General features: G+C 58.3%; 18 protein-coding genes. 17 read left to right on the top strand and 1 reads right to left on the bottom strand.

All coding sequences use genetic code 11. The annotated features are described in order from the left end of the window. The first annotated feature begins 10 nt into the window (after positions 1-10). The 16 genes from C2846_RS15285 (at position 11) to glmS (ending at position 17,725) form a co-directional block, all read left to right on the top strand. The gene (locus C2846_RS15285) at positions 11-1,690 is read left to right on the top strand and encodes an SLC13 family permease (RefSeq protein WP_119701860.1); all 1,680 of its coding nucleotides are present in this window, start codon (positions 11-13) and stop codon (positions 1,688-1,690) included. A gap of 32 nt (positions 1,691-1,722) precedes the next feature. Then, entirely contained in the window at positions 1,723-2,172 is a 450-nt protein-coding gene (locus C2846_RS15280) for a membrane lipoprotein lipid attachment site-containing protein (protein WP_131038229.1), read from the top strand. 75 nt (positions 2,173-2,247) lie between these two features. After that, positions 2,248-3,456 carry a glycosyltransferase family 4 protein gene (locus tag C2846_RS15275; protein ID WP_119701858.1) on the top strand — a complete coding sequence of 403 codons (1,209 nt, stop codon included), beginning with the start codon at positions 2,248-2,250 and terminating at the stop codon, positions 3,454-3,456. Next, positions 3,453-4,415, top strand: a complete 963-nt coding sequence (locus tag C2846_RS15270) for a UDP-glucose 4-epimerase family protein (RefSeq protein WP_119701857.1) — start codon at positions 3,453-3,455, stop codon at positions 4,413-4,415. The genes C2846_RS15275 and C2846_RS15270 overlap by 4 nt, the downstream gene beginning before the upstream one ends. After that, complete coding sequence (locus C2846_RS15265) at positions 4,412-5,446, top strand: MraY family glycosyltransferase (RefSeq protein ID WP_119701856.1); 1,035 nt, start codon at positions 4,412-4,414, stop codon at positions 5,444-5,446. Before C2846_RS15270 ends, C2846_RS15265 begins: the two co-directional genes overlap by 4 nt. Before the next feature lie 109 nt (positions 5,447-5,555). After that, on the top strand, positions 5,556-7,541 hold the full coding sequence (locus C2846_RS15260; RefSeq protein WP_119701855.1) for a polysaccharide biosynthesis protein: 1,986 nt from the start codon (positions 5,556-5,558) through the stop codon (positions 7,539-7,541). 81 nt (positions 7,542-7,622) lie between these two features. Beyond that, positions 7,623-8,045, top strand: coding sequence for a nucleotidyltransferase substrate binding protein (locus C2846_RS15255; protein ID WP_119701854.1), 423 nt, complete (start codon positions 7,623-7,625; stop codon positions 8,043-8,045). After that, on the top strand, positions 8,032-8,346 hold the full coding sequence (locus tag C2846_RS15250; RefSeq protein WP_080050157.1) for a nucleotidyltransferase domain-containing protein: 315 nt from the start codon (positions 8,032-8,034) through the stop codon (positions 8,344-8,346). The genes C2846_RS15255 and C2846_RS15250 overlap by 14 nt, the downstream gene beginning before the upstream one ends. 27 nt (positions 8,347-8,373) lie before the next feature. Beyond that, the gene (locus C2846_RS15245) at positions 8,374-8,619 is read left to right on the top strand and encodes a type II toxin-antitoxin system VapB family antitoxin (protein ID WP_338067876.1); all 246 of its coding nucleotides are present in this window, start codon (positions 8,374-8,376) and stop codon (positions 8,617-8,619) included. Continuing rightward, positions 8,616-8,990: a PIN domain-containing protein gene (locus C2846_RS15240; RefSeq protein WP_080050159.1), complete on the top strand. Its 375-nt coding sequence runs from the start codon at positions 8,616-8,618 to the stop codon at positions 8,988-8,990. Before C2846_RS15245 ends, C2846_RS15240 begins: the two co-directional genes overlap by 4 nt. A 62-nt stretch (positions 8,991-9,052) precedes the next feature. Further along, a complete protein-coding gene (galU, locus tag C2846_RS15235; RefSeq protein ID WP_119701853.1) occupies positions 9,053-9,925 on the top strand; it encodes a UTP--glucose-1-phosphate uridylyltransferase GalU in 873 nt (290 codons plus the stop codon). Positions 9,926-9,938: 13 nt separating this feature from the next. Continuing rightward, positions 9,939-11,234, top strand: a complete 1,296-nt coding sequence (locus tag C2846_RS15230) for a UDP-glucose dehydrogenase family protein (protein WP_119701852.1) — start codon at positions 9,939-9,941, stop codon at positions 11,232-11,234. Beyond that, positions 11,234-12,874 carry a glucose-6-phosphate isomerase gene (pgi, locus tag C2846_RS15225; protein ID WP_119701851.1) on the top strand — a complete coding sequence of 547 codons (1,641 nt, stop codon included), beginning with the start codon at positions 11,234-11,236 and terminating at the stop codon, positions 12,872-12,874. Before C2846_RS15230 ends, pgi begins: the two co-directional genes overlap by 1 nt. A 376-nt stretch (positions 12,875-13,250) precedes the next feature. Next, complete coding sequence (locus C2846_RS15220; RefSeq protein WP_119701850.1) at positions 13,251-14,645, top strand: phosphohexomutase domain-containing protein; 1,395 nt, start codon at positions 13,251-13,253, stop codon at positions 14,643-14,645. Positions 14,646-14,790: 145 nt separating this feature from the next. Beyond that, positions 14,791-15,810 carry a UDP-glucose 4-epimerase GalE gene (gene galE, locus C2846_RS15215; RefSeq protein ID WP_119701849.1) on the top strand — a complete coding sequence of 340 codons (1,020 nt, stop codon included), beginning with the start codon at positions 14,791-14,793 and terminating at the stop codon, positions 15,808-15,810. Between the two features lie 85 nt (positions 15,811-15,895). Then, entirely contained in the window at positions 15,896-17,725 is a 1,830-nt protein-coding gene (gene glmS, locus C2846_RS15210) for a glutamine--fructose-6-phosphate transaminase (isomerizing) (protein WP_080050167.1), read from the top strand. A 126-nt stretch (positions 17,726-17,851) separates the two neighbouring features. Here glmS and C2846_RS15205 read toward each other — a convergent pair whose 3' ends face one another. Continuing rightward, positions 17,852-19,411, bottom strand: coding sequence for a methyl-accepting chemotaxis protein (locus tag C2846_RS15205; RefSeq protein WP_119701848.1), 1,560 nt, complete (start codon positions 19,409-19,411; stop codon positions 17,852-17,854). A gap of 193 nt (positions 19,412-19,604) precedes the next feature. Here C2846_RS15205 and acnA point away from each other — a divergent pair, with 193 nt between their 5' ends. After that, positions 19,605-22,331, top strand: coding sequence for an aconitate hydratase AcnA (gene acnA, locus C2846_RS15200; protein WP_119701847.1), 2,727 nt, complete (start codon positions 19,605-19,607; stop codon positions 22,329-22,331). The last annotated feature ends 26 nt before the right edge of the window (positions 22,332-22,357 follow it).

The following is a 22,357-nucleotide window of genomic DNA, read 5'->3' as shown; positions in this document are numbered from 1 at the left end:
ATAACAGTACGTGGAACTGGATGCCATTTTGACCCTGGTGCTGGTCCCCGGCGTGCTGTTGTCGCTGGCAGTTACCCGCATACCTGCTGATTTGATCTTGATGGCTGCGTTGGCCTTTCTGGTTATCAGCGGAATTCTTACTCCGCCTCAGGCTTTGGTCGGGTTTGCCAATACCGGGGTGATAACCATCGCAACGCTTTATGTCGTTGCCGCCGGTTTGAAGGAGACTGGCGCTGTGCAGTGGGTTGCTTCACGCTTGCTTGGGCAGCCCCATTCGATTCGGGGTGCTCAGGTTCGTATGCTGTTGCCAACCAGTGTACTCAGCGCGTTCATGAATAACACCACGGTAGTGGCCATGTTCATTCCGGCGATTCAGGAGTGGTCTCAACGTTTGCAGATTTCGGCTTCCAAGCTGCTTTTACCACTTAGCTACGCCACTATTCTTGGAGGCACCTGCACGCTGATTGGTACCAGCACAAACTTGGTGGTCGACGGCTTGTTGCATAGTGAGACGGGCACACATTTGGGGTTGTTCGAGCTGGCCTGGGTAGGCATACCTCTGTTGCTGGTGGGTGTTGGCTTTATGGTGTTGTTTGCTGACAAGTTGCTACCAAGCCGGGGAGGGGTCACCGAACAGTTGGAGCTGGTGCGTGAGTACGGTGTCGAAGTAGAAGTGGAAAGCCCTGGGCCGCTGGTGGGCAAGACCATTGCCCAGGCTGGGCTGCGTAGCCTGTCATACGGTTATCTTGCGGAGATTGACCGCCAGGGGCGATTGATCACCGCTGTAGAGCCGGACCGCACGCTGCAGCCAGGAGACAAGCTATATTTCATCGGTGCTCCAGAGTGTGCAAGTGAGTTGCGTCGTATCCAAGGGTTGAAACCGGCTAATGGCAGTATCCACAAGCTTGATGTGGAGAACCATCAACGCTGTATCGTTGAAGTTGTCTTGGGCGCGGAGTTTCCAGCCTTGGATAAAACGGTACGGGAGTCAAAGTTTCGTACCCGGTTCAATGCGGTCATCCTGTCGGTTTCCCGTGAAGGAAACCGTATTCCGGGCAAGCTGGGTGATATTCGCTTGCGGATGGGGGATACGCTTTTACTTGAAGCAAGTCACCAGTTTGTTGAGCAGTACCGTTTCCGCCGCGACTTTCTGCTAGTCAGTGCGTTGAATGACTCTACGCCTCCGGACTTTCGTAAGGCGCCCTTGGCTTTGGGCATCTTGTTGGCAATGGTTGTGGTTTCGGCATTCGGTCTGCTGTCAATAATGGAGGCTGCCTTCCTGGCTGCCGGAGCCATGATTGCTACTCGCTGTATTACAGCCAGTAAGGCTCGGCGCTATATAGATCTGCCGGTCCTCATTGTTATTGCTGCATCCTTTGCGTTGGGCAATGCAATGAGGGTGACAGTCGCATTCACGGAGCTGATTACCAACAATGCGGCAGCGGTGCTGATGTTCCCAATTGCCTTGGCGTTGGCTGAGCAGCTGGGCGTGAACTATTTACCGTTCGTGATCGCGGTGATGTTCGCAGCATCAGCCAGTTTTATCACTCCGCTAGGTTACCAGACCAATCTGATGGTATATGGGCCTGGTCGTTATCGGTTCTCCGACTATTTAAAGATAGGAATTCCGCTGAGTGTGCTGGTAGGCACAACGGCGGTCGCATTAATACCTTTTGTATGGCATTTCTGATTTAACTGTTTGGGCCTTAGGCTTATAAATCTATGCGAAAAATTGCTTTGGCTTTGTGTTCAGCTTTTATCCTCTCTGCTTGCCAGGATTCGTCAACTGGTTCGGGCGGTACATCCGACGATACGGCGGTGAAGCCTGCTGCCAGTCTTTCCTTGAATGCCATTACGCTGAATGACGGCAACATGCTGACTTTTGATGGGCGCATTGTGCGTTATGATCTGCGACGCAATGACCGAGGTAGCTTTGATCGCTACACCGTTGAGTCCCCGGTGAGCCATGTCGAGCTGGAGCGTGCGCTTTTCTGGGAACTTTCCGCTCGTGGCTATGAGCGTCGTGAACGTCGCAAAGAATCTGACCGTTATGTGGTCAATTACGTGCTCAAGGGCCAGCCGGATGCAACGTTGATGGCTGACTATAGTCGAGTAGATGAACATGGTGCCAGAGCTCGTCTGGTGCTGACCCGTAGGGCGCTTGAACTATGATGCTGAGGTTGTAATTGAAAACCCTGCTAGGTTGCTGTCGGGCGGTTCTTGTGTCGATAAGTGAGAGCCGTGCCTATGCCAACGGCTAAAGTGCTGATGTTGAGTCTGTATTATCCGCCGGATCTGAGTGCCGGCTCCTTTCGTGCGCAGGCTCTTGTCAATGAGCTGGCTGCCCAGTCTGATGGCTATACGCTGGATGTGATTACTGGTGAGCCGTCGCGCTATGGTTCTTGGCGACCTGATGATGATCAGTCGGTATTGCCAGCCGGGGTGCGGTTGCACCGAGTGAGCTTGCCACAGATCCGCACAGGCCTGCTCGGGCAGGCTCTGATGATGCTGGTTTTCATGTTCAAGGCCTGTCGGTTGGCGCGCGGCCAGGACTATCAACTGGTGGTCGCTACTTCTTCACGGCTGATGACGGCGGTGCTTGGGGCATGGATTGCCAAGCGCCAGCGGGCGGCGCTGTATCTGGATATCCGCGATATCTTCGTTGAAACCCTGAGTTATCTATACCCTGGTAAATTGTGGCGCCCGGTGCTTGCAGTGCTGGATCGTCTGGAGCGCTGGGCTATTGGGCGGGCAGATAAGGTCAATTTGGTTTCCAGGGGGTTCGCTTCCTATTTCGAAGCCCGTTACCCAGGGCGCTCGTTCAGTTTCTTTCCAAACGGTGTTGATTCGTTATTTGACTATGCAGCAGATGAGCTGGGTAGTAACGGTAAGGCTTCTGTAACGACGGGCAGTCGTCTTAACATTCTATATGCAGGGAATGTTGGAGAAGGTCAGGGCTTGCATCTTGTTCTACCTGAACTGGCTCGACGTCTTGGTTCTGGTGTGAGCTTCAAGGTTATTGGCGATGGTGGGCGACTAGAGGCGTTGCGCAACGCTTTGCAGGTAAATCAGATAAGTACAGTAAGTTTGTTGCCGCCGGTGGCCAGAGCATCGTTGAGGCAGAATTACCTGGATGCTGATGTACTGTTTCTGCATTTGAACGACTTACCGGCGTTTCGTCGAGTTTTACCGTCCAAGCTGTTTGAGTATGCGGCGACGGGCAAGCCGATTCTGGCGGGTGTCAGCGGCTATGCAGCTGAGTTCATTCAGCATGAGTTAAGTAACGTGGCTGTGTTTGCTCCGCTGGATGTGGATGGGGCTGTGGTGGGGTTGGAGCAACTCAAACTGGAGCACAGTGATCGTAGCGGGTTTGTGGGGCGTTTTTCGCGTGCACTGATCATGCGAGATATGGTTGCTGATATTCGTAGCCTGCTTGCCGGGCCGAATCAATCATGAAGATTTTGCTTACTGGTGGTAGCGGTCTTGTCGGCCGGGCATTGGCCATGCGGTTGTTGGCTGACGGCTCTAAGCTGCGCTGCGCTGCACGGCAATCTCTGAGCCTGCCGCCAGCGGCAGAGTATTTTCCGATTCCAGATCTGGCCAGTTCTGTTGACTTTGACTGGTCAGCGGCTGTGCAGGACGTGGACGTTGTTGTGCACTGCGCGGCCCGTGTGCATGTGATGCACGAGTCTGTCTCCGATTCTTTGCAGGCGTTTCGCGCTGTCAACGTTGAAGCGACTCTGGCGCTTGCACGGCAGGCGGCCAGTGCTGGGGTCAGGCGCTTTGTGTTTGTCAGTTCGATCAAGGTTAACGGTGAATACTCCCCGCCAGGGCAGCCATTCACGGCCCAAGATAAGCCCAACCCATGTGATCCCTACGCTCAGTCCAAGTGGGAGGCTGAGCAGGGGTTGCTGGCTCTGGGGCGTGAAACTGGGCTGGAGATCGTAATTGTGCGCCCGCCGTTGGTTTACGGGCCGGGGGTAAAGGCCAATTTTGAACGGATGCTGAACTGGTTGAGCAGGGGAATACCTTTGCCGTTGGGGGCTACGAATAATCTGCGTAGCCTGGTGGCGCGGGATAACCTGGTTGACCTTTTGGTGACCTGTGTTGATCATCCGGCGGCGGCCAATCAGGTTTTTCTGGTCAGTGATGGCGAGGATTTGTCGACAACCGAGCTGCTTCGGCGTTTGGGTAGCGCGTTAGGTAAGCCCGCTCGACTGTTACCTGTACCTCCCACGTTGTTGTGCTGGGGAGCCTCATTGCTGGGCAAGCAGGATGTAGCATCACGTCTTTGTGGTTCACTCCAGGTTGATATGAGAAAAACCTGCGAATTGCTGAACTGGGAGCCTCCTGTGCCGGTGGATGATGCATTGGCCGTGGTCGCTCAGAGCTATCTGGATAATATAAAAAAATGAGTCTTCTGGTCTTGCTGGTGATGGTTATTGCGTTGGCTGGCTGGCTTACCGCTCGTTTGCGGCGTTATGCATTGGTCCGCAGTCTGGTGGATGTGCCCAATGCTCGCAGCTCGCATCAGATACCCACCCCTCGCGGAGGCGGTGTGGCAATCGTGGTCAGTTTTTTGCTTGTTTTACCGTTGATGGAGTGGCTTGGCGTTATGGCTGGGGCCATGGTCATTGCGCTCTGGGGGGCTGGCGCCTGGGTTGCGATTGTTGGCTTTGTTGACGATCACCGCCACATTGCTGCGCGTTGGCGGCTGCTGGCGCACTTTCTGGGTGCATGCTGGCTGCTGTACTGGTTGCCGGAGCTGCCGCCGTTGGTGTTGCTGGGGCATGTGCTTGAACTGGGGGGGCTGGGTTATGCGCTGGCCGCGCTGTTTCTGGTGTGGCTGCTGAATCTGTACAATTTTATGGATGGTATTGATGGTATCGCCAGTGTCGAGGCGATAACCGTGTGTATGGGCGGCGCGGCGATTTATTTTTTGCTCGACCAGCCGGTGCTTGCTTTAGCCCCTACGCTGCTGGCAGCAGCGGTGGGCGGTTTTTTGTTCTGGAATTTCCCTCCGGCAAGAATCTTCATGGGTGATGCCGGTAGTGGCTTTCTGGGGCTGATGCTGGGTGGGTTGACGCTGCATGCAGCCTGGGTTGACCCGGTGTTGCTTTGGAGTTGGCTGATCATGCTCGGGGTGTTTGTCGTCGACGCGACCTGGACTCTGCTGCATCGCCTGCTCCGGCGCGAAAGGGTTTTTGAGGCGCACCGCAGCCATGCCTATCAGTTTGCCGCTCGTGAATATGCCAGCCATCGGGTTGTGACCCTCTCGGTGTTGGCTATAAACCTGCTTTGGTTGCTGCCTTGGGCTGTAGCTGCGGCGTTGCAGTGGGTTGATGGAGTACTTGCGCTGATTGTCGCCTATCTCCCGTTGATGGGGTTGGCTCTGCGCTTTAACGCTGGCTGTGCTGAAACTGTAAAGCCTGAGTGCATGTCGTAAACAATATAAAGAAATGCCAGACCCCGCCGCCAAGCTTGAACTAATGTGATAGTGAGTGCGGATAAGCCACCTCTGGGCTTGAGGTTCTGCGATACAGAGGGCGTTCGAAATGATCCGTGAAAAACTGTTGGGTATGCGTCGCCGCTATAAACGGCTGTTGCAGATTGCTGCTGATACTGCGCTTATATGGTTGGCTTTGTGGCTGGCTTTTGTGGTGCGCCTTGGTACGGATGAGCTGGTGCATCCTTTGGGAGGGCATCTGTGGTTGTTTATTGCCACTCCTTTGCTTTCCATTCCCATCTTTATTCGCATGGGCATGTACCGGGCGGTGTTGCGCTATATGGGCAACCAGGCGCTGTTGACCATGCTCAAGGCAATCAGCCTGTCTACCCTGCTGCTGGCATTGGCCATTTATTGGTACCGTGAGTCGCCAGTCGTTATTCCCCGCTCGTTGGTGATTAACTACTGGTGGATAAGTCTGGTCATGCTGGGCGGCTTGCGCCTGGTGATGCGTCAGTACTTTCTCGGCGACTGGCATAGCTTGGGTGGCTTGCCCTTTGCCAAGCGTGATGAGAACTTGCCCAAGGTGGCTATTTATGGTGCAGGCACTGCGGGGAATCAACTGGTGGCGGCTCTGCGGATGGGTAAGTCAATGTTGCCGGTTGCCTTTGTTGATGATGATGAAATCATTGCCAATCGTGTGATTGCAGGTATCAAGGTGTACTCCCCTAATCGTATTCAAGACATGATTGAGGAGACGGGGGTTGAGGAGGTGCTTTTGGCTATACCGTCCGAAAGTCGGGCGCGCCGTCGCGAAATCCTCGAAAGCCTGGAAGGCTTCCCCGTTCAGGTTCGTTCGGTACCCAGCGTGACGGATCTGGCCAGTGGCAAGGTTCAGGTCGATGATTTGCAGGAAGTGGATATTGCTGACTTGCTGGGCCGTGACCCGGTGCCGCCAATCGCAGCCTTGAGTGAGCAGTGCGTGGTTGATCAGTCGGTGATGGTGACCGGATCTGGCGGTTCGATTGGGGCTGAGCTGTGCCGGCAAATCATTGAGTTGAAGCCGCGTACGCTGATTCTGTTTGAGCACAGCGAATACAATCTTTACAGCATTCACAGCGAGTTGCTCAGTCGGATTGAGCGTGAGTCCTGGCCTGTTGAGCTGATTCCGGTTCTGGGCTCGATTCGCAACGCCAGCCGTCTTGTGGAGGTCATGCGGACCTGGAGGGTCAATACCGTCTACCACGCGGCTGCTTACAAGCATGTGCCATTGGTGGAGCACAATATTGCCGAAGGGGTGCTCAACAATGTGATGGGTACTCTCAATACCGCGCAGGCGGCGATTCGCACCGGGGTGCAGAACTTTGTGCTGATCTCCACTGACAAGGCGGTGCGGCCAACCAATGTAATGGGTAGCACCAAGCGTTTGGCCGAGATGGTGTTGCAGGCACTCAGCCAGGAGCCAGGCCCGGTACTGATGGGCGATACCTCTGGCGCACATCAGGTCAACCGTACCCGTTTCACCATGGTGCGTTTTGGCAATGTGCTGGGCTCTTCCGGGTCGGTGATTCCGCGTTTCCGTGAGCAGATTCGCCAGGGTGGGCCGGTGACGGTGACCCATCCGAAGATTACCCGCTATTTCATGACCATTCCCGAGGCGGCGCAGTTGGTGATTCAGGCCGGTTCCATGGGCCAGGGCGGGGATGTGTTTGTGCTGGATATGGGCCAGCCGGTAAAGATTCTCGACCTGGCCGAGAAGATGATTCATCTGTCGGGCTTGTCTGTACGTAATCGCAAAACGCCCAAAGGCGATATCGCCATTGAGTTCACTGGCCTGCGCCCGGGTGAAAAGCTCTATGAAGAGCTGCTGATTGGCGACAATGTAACGATGACCGAACACCCAATGATCATGCGCGCCAACGAGGATTGTCTGAACTGGGCTGAGCTGCAGGCCGGACTGGGCCGGTTGATGAACGCCGTGGAGCGGGAGGATTTTACCGCCGTGCGCCAACTGCTGCGTGAACTGGTGGACGGCTACCGGCCCGAGGGTGAAATCGTTGACTGGATTCACCTGCACAAGAAGCGTGAGGTGTAGGGGGGAGGATTTGGTACCTGGAAGTTGGTGCTGTGATTCGCTCTGTTATGATTGTGGATAGTCGGGAATAGGTTGAAAGCAATGAGTCAGGCACAGGATATTCGCTGGCACCAGCGGTTGCAGAACTTTCAGGCGGCCTTCAAAGAACTGGATGAGGCCGTGGCGTTGAATAATGAGCGCAGCCTTTCCAAGCTGGAAGAACAGGGCTTGATTAAGGCGTTCGAATATACCTATGAGTTGGCCTGGAATACGATCAAGGATTTTTATCTGTATCAGGGTGAGGGCGGGATTCAAGGGAGCCGCGATGCTATCCGGTTGGCATTCGAGCGAGGATTGATTGCTGAGGGGCCGTCGTGGATGGCCATGATCAAGAGCCGGACGTTGACTTCCCATACCTACAATCGCGAAACCGCTCGCTTGATCGCGGGTGAAATTCTCAATACCTACCACCCGTTGCTGAAAGCGCTGCTGGTTACTTTGGTGAAGCAGCGTGACAACGGCTGATTCGGTTTCATCTTTACCAGCAAATCTGCTGGGGCCTGTGCGGGATGTGCTGGCGTCTTGTCCGGCTGTGCGCCGGGCGGTGCTGTTTGGTTCCCGTGCCTTGGGCACTCATCGCCCGAATTCGGATATTGATTTGTGCCTGGATGCGCCTTCTCTGGCGTTTGCTGATTACCTGAAATTGGCGGCTACGTTGGATGAATTGGTGGCGCCCTATAGTCTTGATCTGGTCTTGATGCACCATATCGAAAATCCTGATTTTCTGGCACATATCCAACGGGTTGGGGTAACGGTGTACCCTTAAAGCAGGGTTGCTTGATCATCAATTGTGATGCAAGCTGGTGATGGTATTGATGATTGGAGAATGCCGATGCGTACAACAGTGTCCATTGATGATGAGCTATATCAGCAGGCTTTGGCGTTCGCGGGACCGGACGTGAGTAACGTCGACCTGGTCCGTGAGGCCATGCGTACTTTTGTGCGTGTTCAGGCGGCTAAGCGCTTGGCCGCTCTTGGTGGTACAGCCCCAGAGATGAAGACGATACCGCGTAGGCGAGCGGCGGGTGACAGTGAGTGAATGTTCTGGTTGATACCTCCGTCTGGGTGTCGCATTTCAAGAGGGCTAACGAGAGCTTGGTTAGTCTGTTGCTGCAGGATCGGGTGCTGACACATTCGATGGTAATTGGTGAGTTGGCTTGTGGAACGCCACCATCGCGCCAGCAAACTTTTACCGCACTCTCTCAGCTGGAGCCTGCAGTTACGGCGACAAATGACGAGGTCATGGCTTTGATCGACAGGGAGCAACTGTTTGGTCTGGGCTGTGGTTGGGTGGACATATCGCTGCTGGCTTCCGCATTGATTACGCCTGCTTGCCGTTTATGGACTCTCGACAAGAGGTTGGCAAAACTGGCGGCCCGCTTTGAGGTTGGCTTCCCCGCTGGGTATTAGGCGGCTGAAATAGTTGAAGACTGGAAAGACTCAACTGAGTCTGGTTAGGAGTTTGAGTTTCTGTGAAAGTTTCCAAGGCGGTGTTGCCCGTTGCCGGGCTGGGTACTCGTTTTTTGCCGGCTAGCAAGGCCATCCCCAAAGAGATGGTCACGGTGGTCGACAAGCCAGTGATCCAGTATGTGGTGGAAGAGGCGCTGGCGGCAGGGATTACCGAGATCGTGTTGGTGACCCATGCCAGCAAGAAGGCGATCGAGGATCACTTCGATATTAATTACGAGCTGGAAGCCGAGCTGGAGCGTCGTGGCAAGCATGAGCTGCTGGAGGTATTGCGCAGCATTGCGCCGCCACAGCTCAAGGTGTCGGCCGTACGTCAGGGCCGTGCCCTGGGGCTGGGCCATGCGGTTGCCTGCGCCCGCCCGGTGGTGGGTGATGCGCCCTTTGCGGTGTTGCTGCCGGATGTGTTGGTGAAGCAGGGCAGTACTCCAGACCTGGCGCAAATGACCGAACGCTTCAACCAGACCGGGCATGCCCAGATCATGGTTGAGCCGGTGCCAATGGAGCAGGTGCACCAGTACGGGGTGGTTGACCTTGGCGGTCAGCCGATTCAGCCGGGCGGTATGGCGGCGATGCAGCGGGTGGTGGAAAAGCCGCCGCGTGATCAGGCTCCGTCCAACCTGGCGGTGGTCGGGCGCTATGTATTGCCGGCGCGTATCTTCGACCTGCTTGATCAGACCCAGCCAGGGGCTGGTGGCGAGATTCAGTTGACCGATGCCATCGAAGCACTGCTGGCCGAACAGACGGTTGAAGCCTATCAGCTTCAGGCCCGCTCCTTTGATTGCGGCAGCAAGCTCGGCTACCTGGAGGCCACGCTGGCCTACGGCACGGCCCACGCGCAACTGGGTGAGGCGTTCAAGGCGTTGATTCGCCAATATTAATAAGAGCCTGTACATGCATATCGACGTATACGGCGACACTCTGTGCGCCCATGTGGCGGCTGCGGCGCTGGCTTCGAGCGGGCATGCGGTGACGCTGTTCGTGAGCGATGCCCAGCAGTTGGCGGCGTTGCAGGCTGGGCATTTGCCTTGGCGTGAGCCGGGGCTGATGGAATTGATGGCTGAGCAGATTGCGTCTGGGCGCTTGCGGCTAGGCGATGCGCAACAGTTGCCGGCAGCGGTGGGGCAGGTGCTGTGGTTGGCCAAAGCGCCCAATCGGGTTGAACAGGCCCATGCCTTGTTGCGGCGTTTGGCTGCGCAGGTGCAGGGCGACTGGCTGGTAGTTAATCAGTCGACCTTTCCGGTTGGCTCGACCGAGACTTTGCAGGCTACCCTTGATCAGTACCAGTTTGCTGCTGGTGCGCACCATGAAGTGATCAGCTTGCCGGACCTGCTGACCGAAGGTGCGGCGCTGCAGGGCTTTCTGCGGGCCGAGCAGTGGCTGCTGGGCGCTGATTCAGAGTGGGCCAGACGTCAGGTGATGGAACTGCTGCGGCCGTTCAATCGCCGCCGCGATGTGGTGCAGGTGATGCGCCCGCGTGAGGCGGAGTTCACCAAGCTGGCGATCAGCGGCATGCTGGCGACCCGTTTGAGCTATATGAACGATATGGCCAATCTGGCAGATACCTTGGGTGTGGATATCGAACGGGTGCGTTTGGGTATGGGGGCGGACTCGCGGATCGGCGAGGCCTATCTGTATCCGGGCTGTGGCTTTGGTGGTTTGAAATTTTCCCGCGATGTGATGAGCCTGGCTTCGACCCTTGAGGTCAGCGGTATGCAGGCCCAGTTGCTCGATCAGGTGTTGCGGATCAACGAGCGCCAGAAAGAGGTGCTGTTTCGCAAGCTGTGGCGCCATTATGGCACTCATCTCAAGGGCCGTCGGGTGGCGATCTGGGGTGTGGCATTCAAGCCGGAAACCGGGCGGATCGACAACGCGCCTTCGTTGCGCATGCTTGAGGCGCTCTGGGCGCAGGGTGTGCAGGTGCATGTGCATGACCCGCAAGCCTTGCCCGAGTTGCATAGCTGGGCCGGTGAGCGTGCCGATCTGATTCTGCATGATGACCCCTACAGCGCTGCCGAACAGGCCGATGCACTGGTGCTGCTGACTGAATGGAAGGCTTACTGGAGCCCGGATTTCCCGCGTCTGGCCCATAGCATGAAAGCACCATTGCTGCTGGATGGGCGCAACATCTGGGACCCGGATTTTGTCCGTGAGCATGGGTTCGACTATTACGGCATTGGACGGCGTTGATGACAGCAGTGAATGAAACCCAGTGGGCGGCGCTTGAGCAGCACCGTCAGCAGATTCAGGGTCAGCACCTGGCCCGGTTGTTTGCCGCCGATCCGGAGCGCTTCAAGCGTTTGCACCGGCGTTTGGGACCGCTGCTGCTGGATTTTTCCAAGCAGCGTTTGAATGAAGACACCTTGCAGCACTTGTTTGCGCTGGCTGAGGCCTATGATTTGCGCGGCTGGATCGATCGCCTGTTTGCCGGTGAGCCGGTCAACCATACCGAGGGCCGCCCGGCCATGCACTGGGCATTGCGCCTGCCTACCGGCAAGACCTGTCTGGTTGATGGTAAGGATGTCACTGCGCTGGTGCAGGCCCAGCTTGAGCGGATGGACGTGCTGGTGTCCAAGATTCATGCCGGGCAATGGCGTGGAGCGACCGGTGAGGTTATCACCGATGTGGTCAATATCGGTGTGGGTGGCTCTGACCTGGGGCCGCTGATGGTGTCTGAGGCGTTGGCAGACTTTGCTGCTGATACGGCTGCGCCGCTGCGCATGCATTTCGCATCGACCATGGATGGCAGTCAGTTGGCCCAGTTGCTGCGCACCCTGGACCCGCACGCGACGCTGTTTGTGATTTCGTCCAAATCCTTTACCACGGTGGACACGCTTAGTAATGCTGCGACGGCCAGGCAGTGGCTGGAGCGCTCGTTGGGCGATTGTGCCGGGTTGTTGGATTGTCATTTTCTTGGGGTATCTTCGGCTGCTGGCAAGATGACCGAATGGGGAATTGCGCCAGACAACCAACTGCAGATCTGGGATTGGGTCGGTGGACGTTATTCGTTCTGGTCGGCGATTGGTCTGCCGATTGCCTTGACGGTGGGCATGCAGGGTTTTCGCGACTTGCTGGCGGGCGCCCATGCGGTGGATGAGCATTTCCGTCAGGCCGACTGGGCGCAGAATGTGCCGGTGCTGATGGCTCTGATCGGGGTCTGGAACGTTAATGTGCTGGGTATCAACGCGCTGGCGGTGTTGCCCTACGATGGCCGGCTCAAACAGTTGCCGCTGTATCTGGAACAGTTGGAGATGGAGTCCAACGGCAAGAGCGTGCGGCGCGACGGTACGCCGGTTGAGCATTCAACTTGCCCGATTATCTGGGGCGACGTGGGTCCGAATGCCCAGCATGCGTTTTACCAGTTGCTGCATCAGGGGACCGAGGCGGTGGCCTGCGATTTCATCATGCCGGCCCGGCGTTACCGTGAGCAGGCCCACAGCGTGGCTGCGCGTGAGCTTCTGGCCCAGCATGAACTGGCGCTGGCCAATTGTCTGGCCCAGTCGCGCCTGTTGGCGTTGGGAGATGGGGCGTTGGATGATCCGGAAGCGTTGCCGGCCTATCAGCGTTATCGCGGCAACCAGCCCAGTTCGACCCTGTTGCTGGATGAGCTAACGCCGTACACTCTTGGTATGCTGATTGCGTTGTACGAGCACAAAGTGTTTGTGCAATCGGTACTGTGGGATATCAACCCCTTCGATCAGTGGGGGGTGGAAATGGGCAAGCGCATTGCCGTGCAGACTCTTGAGCGTTTGCGCGGCGCAGCTGTCACCGAACGCAGCGATGCTTCTACCGAAGGGTTGCTGGCGTTTATTCAGGGCAATCATAAATAAACCAGCCCGACTTTATCTGTGCTCCTTGATCGTCAGTGCGGTGATGTGGCGGCCATTTTCGCGTCATTGCGAGGAGCGCAGCGACGTGGCAATCCAGGGTGCGCATGGATCACCACGCGGCTGCGCCGCTCGTGATGACGGAGAGGGGGGCTCGTTGATGCGAGTGCTTGGGGCGCGTCTTTTACGTCATTGCAGGGTGCGGTGATTTAGCGGCTCATTTTCACGTCATTGCAGGGTGCGGCGACGTGGTGGCCCATTTTCGCGTCATTGCGAGGAGCGTAGCGACGTGGCAATCCAGAGTGCGTATGGATCACCACGCAGCTACGCCACTCGTGATGACCAAGTAAAACCTATTGGCTTTTTATATGGAGATCACATGACCACTTTGACCTGTTTCAAGGCATACGACATCCGTGGTCAGCTTGGCACGGAGCTGAATGATGACATCGCCTATCGCATTGGCCGGGCATTTGCCCGGTTCCTGTCGCCCAAGCGTATTGTGCTGGGTGGCGACGTGCGGGAAACCTCGCCAGCCCTTAAGGCGGCATTGGCCAATGGCCTGCGCGACGAAGGCGTCGAGGTGCTGGATCTGGGGCTGACCGGCACCGAGGAAGTTTATTTCGCCACCTTCCACCTGGGGGTGGATGGCGGTATCGAGGTTACGGCCTCGCACAATCCGATCGACTACAACGGCTTCAAACTGGTGCGCGAGGGTTCGCGGCCGATTTCTGCCGACACCGGCCTGGCCGACATCCGGGCCATGGCCGAGCAGATGCAGATCAATCTGGTCGATGGCCGCGACCCCTCGGTGCCGGAAGCGGCACGTGGTAGTTATCAGCAGGTGGATACCCGAGCGGCCTTTGTCGAGCACCTGTTGGGCTATATCGATCCAGCCGCGTTCAAGCCGCTGAAGCTGGTGGTCAATGCCGGTAATGGCGCTGCTGGGCCAGCTCTGGATGCCATCGAGGCAGCATTCAAGCGCTTGGGCGTGCCGGTTGAATTCATCAAGATCTGCCATGAGCCTGATGGCAGCTTCCCCAATGGCATTCCCAATCCGCTGCTGGTGGAAAACCGGGCGGTGACCCGGGATGCGGTGCTGGCGCACAAGGCTGATATGGGCATTGCCTGGGATGGCGACTTTGATCGCTGCTTCCTGTTCGATGAGCAGGGCCGTTTTATCGAGGGGTATTACATCGTCGGTCTGCTGGCCGAGGCGTTTCTGCAGAAGGAGCCGGGCGCGCGGATCATCCATGACCCGCGGCTGGTCTGGAATACCGTGGAGCAGGTGCAGGCCAACGGTGGGGTGCCGGTGCAGACCAAGGCTGGGCACGCTTTTATCAAGGAGCGGATGCGCAAGGAAGATGCGGCCTACGGTGGCGAGATGAGTGCGCATCACTATTTCCGTGATTTCGCCTACTGTGACAGCGGCATGATCCCCTGGCTGCTGGTGGCCGAACTGATGTGCCGCAAGGGCAAGCCGTTGTCGGCGCTGGTCGATGAACGGATTGCCGCTTACCCCTCATCCGGTGAGATCAACCTGAAGGTGTCCGATGCGCCTGCGGTGTTGCGGGAGATCGAACGCCAGTTCGCCGCTGGCGCCGAGGATGTGGATTATACCGACGGTGTCAGCGTGGCCTTTGCCGACTGGCGCTTCAACCTGCGCGCGTCCAATACCGAGCCGGTGATCCGCCTGAACGTCGAGAGCCGGGCAGATCAGGCGTTGATGGAGGCAAAGACCGAAGTGCTGCTGGCGGCTATCCGTCGCCTTTGAGTTTGCTTTCGCGGTCGTAGGCCGCTCCTGCCGGGATGCAGTGTGCCTGGGTTGTGCAGTTCATCCCTGGTGAGTGTAACCTGTGCGTGTTAATTGAAGTCTTTGACCGCACTGGGCGGTAAACCCGGGGCAGGGGAGTTGAGCAATGGGTAAGACCATTCTGGTCACTGGTGGGGCTGGCTATATCGGCTCGCATACCTGTATCGAGCTGCAGGCTTCGGGGTATGAGGTATTGGTGCTTGATAACTTCAGCAACAGCAGCCCTGAGGCGCTGCGCCGGGTCGAGCAGATCAGCGGCAAGCCGTTGACCCTGGTGGAAGGCGATATTCTGGATGCTGAGCTGCTGGCGCGGCTGTTTGCCGAACACGCGATCGAAGCTGTCATTCACTTTGCCGGGCTCAAGGCGGTGGGCGAGTCGGTGCAGCAGCCGCTGCGTTATTACCACAATAACGTCGCTGGGACCCTGACCCTGTGTGAGGCTATGCAGCGGGCCGGGGTGCGCAATCTGGTGTTCAGTTCTTCGGCTACGGTGTACGGCGACCCTACCGAGCTACCGCTGCGTGAGGATATGCCTACCAGTGCGACCAACCCCTATGGCCGCTCGAAGCTGATGATCGAGGAACTGCTCAAGGATTTGCAGCGTTCCGAGCCGGGCTGGAATATTGCCCTGCTGCGTTACTTCAACCCGGTTGGTGCTCACCCCAGCGGCCTGATCGGTGAAGATCCCAGTGGTATTCCCAACAATCTCATGCCCTATATTGCTCAGGTAGCGGTGGGGCTGCGTGCGGCGCTGCAGGTATTCGGCTCGGACTACCCGACGCCCGATGGTACCGGCGTGCGAGATTACATCCATGTCATGGATCTGGCCAGTGGGCATGTGCGGGCGCTGGAGTGGCTGGCCAAGGGGCAGGGTGTTCGGGCTTTCAATCTGGGGACCGGGCAGGGCTGTTCGGTGCTGGATATGCTGCGTGCCTTTGAGCAGGCCTGCGGCAAGGCCTTGCCCTATGAGCTGGTCGACCGCCGTCCTGGTGATGTGGCCAGTTATTACGCCGATCCTTCACGCGCCGAAGCCGAACTGGGCTGGCAGGCCAAGCAGGGAGTTGAGCAAATGTGTGCCGACACCTGGCGCTGGCAGTCGCAGAATCCGCAAGGCTACCGCAGCTAACCACTCGGGCGCGCAGGGGGCATATGCCTTGCGACGCTCGTGTTAAACTCCGACTTTCTTTGCCCGTTGCATCAAGGACATCATCATGTGTGGAATCGTTGGCGCCATTGCTCAGCGCAATATCACCCCCATCCTGCTTGAGGGGCTGCGCCGGCTGGAATATCGCGGCTATGACTCAGCTGGCGTGGCGGTTCTGGCCAGCGACGGGAGCATTCAGCGGGTACGTGCGGTAGGCAAGGTGATCGAGCTGGAAAAGGCATTGGAGGCCGCGCCGGCTGGCGGTCATCTGGGGATTGCCCACACCCGTTGGGCTACTCACGGCAAACCGGCCGAACACAATGCTCACCCGCACCTGTCGCAGCGTCTGGCGATTGTCCATAACGGCATCATTGAAAACCATGCACCGCTGCGCAAGCGTTTGATCGACTTGGGTTACAGCTTCACCTCGGAAACTGACACTGAAGTGGTAGCGCACCTGCTGGCGCACTATTACGGTGAAAAGAAAGACTTGCTTGAAGCCTTCCGCGCGACCCTGGGCGATATTCATGGTGCTTACGCCTTGGCGATCATTCACCAGGACCAGCCGGAAACTCTGTACTGCGCCCGTGCCGGCAGCCCATTGGTGATTGGTGAGGGCAGCGACGAGCATTATCTGGCGTCTGACCCGCTGGCGCTGTTGCAGGTCACTGACCGCTTCCGTTATCTGGAAGAGGGCGACTACGCCCGTATCACCCGCACCGGCTGCGATATCTGGAGTCGTGATCATCAGGTCGCTGAGCGCCCGGTCAAGCGTTATGAACATGCCGCGCACAGCCTGGAAAAGGGCGAGTACCGGCATTACATGCTCAAGGAGATCTTCGAACAGCCCGATGCCATCAGTGACACTCTGGCAGGCACTCTGGGCGATGATCATGTGCTGACTGCTGTGCTGGGCCCGGAAGCGGAAACCCGCCTGGGCGAGATCCGTAACATTCACATCGTTGCCTGTGGCACCAGCTATCATGCGGGCCTGGTGGCGCGGTACTGGATTGAGGAGCAGGCCGGGATTCCCTGTCAGGTCGAGGTGGCCAGTGAGTACCGCTACCGCACTGTTGTCGTGCCTGACGGTACGCTGCTGATCACCATCTCCCAGTCGGGAGAAACCGCCGACACCCTGGCGGCGCTGCGCTATGCCAAGGATCAGGGCTATCTGGCTACTCTGGCGATCTGCAACGTGGCCGGCAGCTCACTGGTGCGCGAGGCTGACTGGCGGCTGTTGACCCATGCTGGCCCGGAAATTGGCGTGGCCTCAACCAAGGCCTTTACTACTCAGTTGGTGGCGCTGCTGTGGTTGACCACGGCGCTGGTGCAGGTGCGTGGTGGGGATGCAGCATTGGTGGCGCGCAATGTTGCTGCGCTGCGCAGCCTGCCGGGCCTGGTATTGCAGGCGCTGGGGCTGGAGCCGCAGATCACTGCGCTGGCTGAGCGGTTCGCCAACAAGCATCATGCGCTGTTCCTTGGCCGTGGCCCGCATTATCCGATTGCCATGGAAGGGGCGCTCAAACTCAAGGAAATTTCCTATATTCACGCCGAAGCCTACGCCGCAGGTGAACTCAAACACGGCCCGTTGGCGCTGGTAGATGAGGACATGCCGGTGGTTAGCGTGGCGCCCAGCGACAGTCTGCTGGAAAAGCTCAAGTCCAATCTGGAAGAGGTGCGCGCGCGCGGTGGTCAGTTGATTACCTTCGCCTGTGAAACCGTGGAGCACCACGACGACAGCAACAGCGTGACCTATACCTTGCCCTGGGTGGAGGACTGCATCTCACCGGTGTTGTACACCATTCCGTTGCAGTTGCTCAGTTACCACGTGGCCCTGGTCAAGGGCACCGACGTGGACAAGCCGCGTAACCTGGCCAAGTCGGTGACAGTGGAGTAACAGCGCGCAGCTTTTGCTCGGAAGCTCGGGAGTCTTGAGCCGCCTGGGAGTCTGGAGCATCTGCTCCAGGATGTGGGTGCAGAGAGTTCGCAGCGGGAGCAGATGCTCCCGCCTCCCGGGGGCCGATCAACGCCGGTTGAAGCGCTCTACCAGTGCGGCCTGATTGGCGGCGGTGCCTGCCAGTTCCTGGCTGAGGCTGGCGCTGCGTTGGGCCTGATCGGCAGTGGTGTCGGACAGGGTCGCGATATTCACCACGTTGCGGTTGATCTCTTCTGCTACCGCACTCTGCTCTTCAGCGGCACTGGCAATCTGGTTGGCCATGTCGTTGATCCGTTCGATGGCCGCGCGAATGCCATCCAGCGCCTCATCAGCTTCAATCACCTGAGCCACCCCGACTTCAGCCTGCTCGTTGCCGGCACGCATGGTATCCACGGCGCGTTGGGCAGCCTGTTGCAGGTTGGCGATCAGTCCATGAATCTGCTCGGTTGAGTCGGCGGTACGGCTGGCCAAGGCCCGGACCTCATCGGCTACCACGGCAAAACCACGTCCCTGCTCACCGGCCCGGGCCGCTTCGATGGCGGCGTTGAGGGCCAGCAGGTTGGTCTGTTCGGCAATCCCCTTGATCACATCGACCACGGTGCCAATCTCCTTGGCATCGCTGGCCAGTTGCGCCGAGACGCTGGCGGCCGAGTTGACCGATGCGGACAGCAGTTCGATGGCGTCGCGGGTCTTGCTCGCCACCACCTTGCCGTGGTTGGCCAGTTCGTTGGCGTCACGGGTGGCTTCGGCGGCGCGCTGGACGTTGCCGGAAACTTCCTGAGTGGCCGCTGCCATTTCATTGATGGCGGTAGCTACCAGATCGGTTTCCTGCCGTTGCCGGCTCAGACCTTTGTGGCTTTCGCCGGCCAGGTGGCTGGCTTCGCCGGCTTGCAGGCGCAGTTGCTCGGCGCTGTCGAGCAGCCGGGTCAGACAGGTACGCAACCGAGCCTGCTGACTGTGCAGGGCCATTTCCAGTTGTCCCAGTGTACCGTTGTAAGGGGTGTACATCTGGGCCAGCAGTGGGTCGCTGATGCTGTTGTCGGCAGCTTGCAGAATGCGTTGCAGTCGCTGCTCGTGCAGCGCTTTCAGGGCAAAGGCCGAAGGTACGCCCAGCGCTGCTGCCAGTACAATGCCCCAGCCGCCCAGAGCCAATCCAGCAACTGCACCCAGCGCGGTCAGGGCGGTGACCGGCAGCACTTGCGAGACGCTGCCGGCCCAGTCAGTGCGGATGGCTTTCTGGCCCTTGTTCAAGCGGCTGTACAGTGCCTCGGCACGGCTGACCTGGCCTGCAGTGGTCTTGACCCGGACCGACTCGAAACCGGCCACCTGGCCTTTCTCCCAGATTGGCGTGACGAAGGCGTTGACCCAGTAGTGGTCACCGTTCTTGCTGCGATTCTTGACGATCCCCATCCAGCTGCGTCCGGCTTTCAGGTCTTTCCACATGTGTTCGAACACCGCGGCAGGAACATCCGGGTGGCGGACCAGGTTGTGCGGGCTGCCGATCAGCTCCTCGCGGCTGAAACCGCTGATGTCCACAAAAGCGTCATTGCAGTAGGTGATGATGCCCTTGAGGTCGGTAGTGGAGATCAGTCGTTGGCTGTCACTGAAAGTGCGTTCGCGTTGAGTGACGGGCTGGTTGTTACGCATGGGGGTGTCCTGTGCAGCGGGTGGCCATTGGGCAACGGTGGCCGAGATTCTTGTCTATGCTGGGTATATCGGCCTGAGTCATGGGTTCTTGAGTAAGGCCGGGATAAATGTTCTCTGTACTGCCATACCGTGGTGAGTATAACAGTAGAGCATAAGCCTGATGCAGAACTACCACTAAAAGGAGGTTGCGGTCATGCCCAACAGTCTGGATACCCTCAGCACCTTGCAGGTTGGAAGCACCAGCTATCGCTATCATGCGCTGCCCAAAGCTGCTCAGGCACTGGGCGATATCAGCCGCTTGCCGATGTCGCTCAAGGTGCTGCTGGAGAACCTGTTGCGTCACGAGGATGGCGTGACTGTCACCCGGGATGACATTCAGGCGATGGCTGACTGGCTCAAGGCCCGGCACTCCGATCGTGAGATTCAATACCGCCCGGCCCGGGTACTGATGCAGGATTTCACCGGGGTGCCGGCGGTGGTTGATCTGGCAGCCATGCGTGAGGCGGTGGCTAAGGCCGGTGGTGATCCACAGCGGATCAACCCGTTGTCGCCGGTTGATCTGGTGATTGATCATTCGGTGATGGTTGACCGTTTTGCCGATGCTTCGGCGTTTCATGACAACGTCGCCATCGAGATGCAGCGCAATGGTGAGCGCTATGCGTTCTTGCGCTGGGGGCAGAAGGCCTTCGACAATTTCCGGGTGGTGCCACCGGGCACGGGTATCTGCCATCAGGTTAATCTTGAGTATCTGGCCCAGAGTATCTGGGCCGAAGAGCGTGACGGCGAGCGCTGGGCTTATCCGGACACGCTGGTTGGTACCGACTCGCACACCACCATGGTCAATGGCCTGGGGGTGTTGGGCTGGGGTGTTGGCGGTATTGAAGCTGAGGCGGCGATGCTGGGTCAGCCGGTGTCGATGCTGATCCCCGAGGTGATCGGCTTCAAGCTGACCGGCAAGTTGCGCGAGGGCATGACCGCTACCGATCTGGTGCTGACCGTGACCCAGATGCTGCGCCAGAAGGGTGTGGTCGGCAAATTTGTCGAATTTTATGGCGATGGCCTGGCTGATCTGCCGTTGGCCGACCGGGCGACTATCGCCAATATGGCGCCCGAGTATGGCGCGACTTGTGGATTCTTCCCAATTGACGACGTGACTCTGGGCTATCTGCGCCTGAGTGGGCGCAGTGATGAACTGGTGGCGCGGGTCGAGGCCTACAGCAAGGCCCAGGGTCTGTGGCGTGAGCCGGGTCATGAGCCACTTTTCACCGACACGCTGCATCTGGATATGGGCCAGGTTGAGGCCAGCCTGGCCGGGCCGCGACGGCCGCAGGACCGTGTGGCGCTCGGCGATGTGCCCAAGGCCTTCAATGAACTGCTGGCGTTGCAGGTGGCTCCGGCCGATCAGGATCAGGCCAGACTGGAAGGCGAGGGTGGCGGTACGGCGGTTGGTAGCCCCCGGGGTCTGGCTTCGGTGCACATGGCTGGCGAAGAGTTCACTCTGGGCCATGGCGCGGTGGTGATCGCGGCGATTACCTCCTGCACCAATACCTCCAATCCAAGCGTGATGATGGCCGCCGGGCTGCTGGCGAAAAAGGCTGTGCAGCGTGGGCTGAAACGCCGGCCATGGGTCAAGTCATCGCTGGCGCCGGGTTCCAAGGTGGTCACCGATTATTTGCTCAAGGCTGGTCTGACCGACTACCTGGATCAGTTGGGCTTCAATCTGGTCGGCTATGGCTGCACCACCTGTATCGGCAACTCGGGGCCGCTGCCGGAGCCGATTGCCAAGGCGGTCAGTGAGCAGGATCTGGTGGTTTCGGCAGTGTTGTCCGGCAACCGCAACTTCGAAGGCCGGGTGCATCCGCAGGTCAAGGCCAACTGGTTGGCTTCGCCGCCGCTGGTGGTGGCCTACGCGCTGGCTGGCAGTTCCCGAATCAACCTGCACGATGAGCCGTTGGGGCTGGACAGCAACAACAAACCGGTATTTCTCAAGGATATCTGGCCCAGCAATGCGGAAATCGCCGAGGCCGTGGCGCTGGTCGAGGACAGCATGTTCCGTGAGCGCTATGCCGATGTGTTTACCGGCGATGAACACTGGAGGTCTATTCAGGTCGGTGAAGGCAAGACTTACCAGTGGGATAGCCAGTCTACCTACGTTCAGCACCCGCCATTTTTCGAGCGGATCGACGAGCCATTGGTTGGGCTTGAGCCGGTTGAGCAAGCCCGCGTGCTGGCGGTGTTCGGTGACTCGATCACCACTGATCACATTTCGCCGGCGGGTAATATCAAGGCCAGCTCGCCCGCGGGTGAGTACTTGCAGAGCCTGGGCGTCAAACCCGAAGACTTCAACTCCTATGGCTCGCGGCGCGGCAATCATGAAGTGATGATGCGCGGCACCTTCGCCAATATTCGCATCCGCAACCTGATGCTGGCTGGGGAGGAAGGCGGCGAGACCATCCATGTGCCCAGCGGCGAGCGGATGTCGATTTATGATGCCGCCATGCGTTACCAGCGTGACGGCACTGCGCTGGTGGTGCTGGCAGGCAAGGAATACGGTACTGGCTCAAGCCGTGACTGGGCGGCCAAGGGCACCAATCTGCTGGGGGTTAAGGCGGTGATCGCTGAGAGTTTCGAGCGGATTCACCGCTCCAACTTGGTAGGCATGGGGGTATTGCCGCTGCAATTCGTTGATGGTGAGTCGGTGGCCAGCCTGGAGCTGGACGGTCATGAAGTCATCGATGTGCTGGGTATCGATGATGAACTCAAGCCGGGGCAACTGCTGAACGTAAGAGCCACCCGCACCAACGGCGAGCGTATCGAGTTCAAGGCCAGGTGCCGAATCGATACCGGTAACGAGATCGATTACTTCAAGGCTGGCGGGATTTTGCATTACGTGCTCAGGCAGGTGATTGCCGGCCACTGAAATACAGAGATCGGAGGGTGGCCTGG

Origin of the sequence: Pseudomonas jilinensis (assembly GCF_003586265.1) — a bacterium.
Classification (GTDB): domain Bacteria; phylum Pseudomonadota; class Gammaproteobacteria; order Pseudomonadales; family Pseudomonadaceae; genus Halopseudomonas; species Halopseudomonas phragmitis.
This window is presented reverse-complemented; position numbering and strand designations above follow the sequence as displayed.

Coding starts and splice junctions, on each gene's coding strand:
- C2846_RS15280 (WP_131038229.1), top strand. CDS start 1,723: ATGCGAAAAATTGCTTTGGCTTTGTGTTCAGCTTTTATCCTCTCTGCT.
- C2846_RS15275 (WP_119701858.1), top strand. CDS start 2,248: ATGCCAACGGCTAAAGTGCTGATGTTGAGTCTGTATTATCCGCCGGAT.
- C2846_RS15270 (WP_119701857.1), top strand. CDS start 3,453: ATGAAGATTTTGCTTACTGGTGGTAGCGGTCTTGTCGGCCGGGCATTG.
- C2846_RS15265 (WP_119701856.1), top strand. CDS start 4,412: ATGAGTCTTCTGGTCTTGCTGGTGATGGTTATTGCGTTGGCTGGCTGG.
- C2846_RS15260 (WP_119701855.1), top strand. CDS start 5,556: ATGATCCGTGAAAAACTGTTGGGTATGCGTCGCCGCTATAAACGGCTG.
- C2846_RS15255 (WP_119701854.1), top strand. CDS start 7,623: ATGAGTCAGGCACAGGATATTCGCTGGCACCAGCGGTTGCAGAACTTT.
- C2846_RS15245 (WP_338067876.1), top strand. CDS start 8,374: ATGCAAGCTGGTGATGGTATTGATGATTGGAGAATGCCGATGCGTACA.
- C2846_RS15230 (WP_119701852.1), top strand. CDS start 9,939: ATGCATATCGACGTATACGGCGACACTCTGTGCGCCCATGTGGCGGCT.
- pgi (WP_119701851.1), top strand. CDS start 11,234: ATGACAGCAGTGAATGAAACCCAGTGGGCGGCGCTTGAGCAGCACCGT.
- C2846_RS15220 (WP_119701850.1), top strand. CDS start 13,251: ATGACCACTTTGACCTGTTTCAAGGCATACGACATCCGTGGTCAGCTT.
- galE (WP_119701849.1), top strand. CDS start 14,791: ATGGGTAAGACCATTCTGGTCACTGGTGGGGCTGGCTATATCGGCTCG.
- glmS (WP_080050167.1), top strand. CDS start 15,896: ATGTGTGGAATCGTTGGCGCCATTGCTCAGCGCAATATCACCCCCATC.
- C2846_RS15205 (WP_119701848.1), bottom strand. CDS start 19,411: ATGCGTAACAACCAGCCCGTCACTCAACGCGAACGCACTTTCAGTGAC.
- acnA (WP_119701847.1), top strand. CDS start 19,605: ATGCCCAACAGTCTGGATACCCTCAGCACCTTGCAGGTTGGAAGCACC.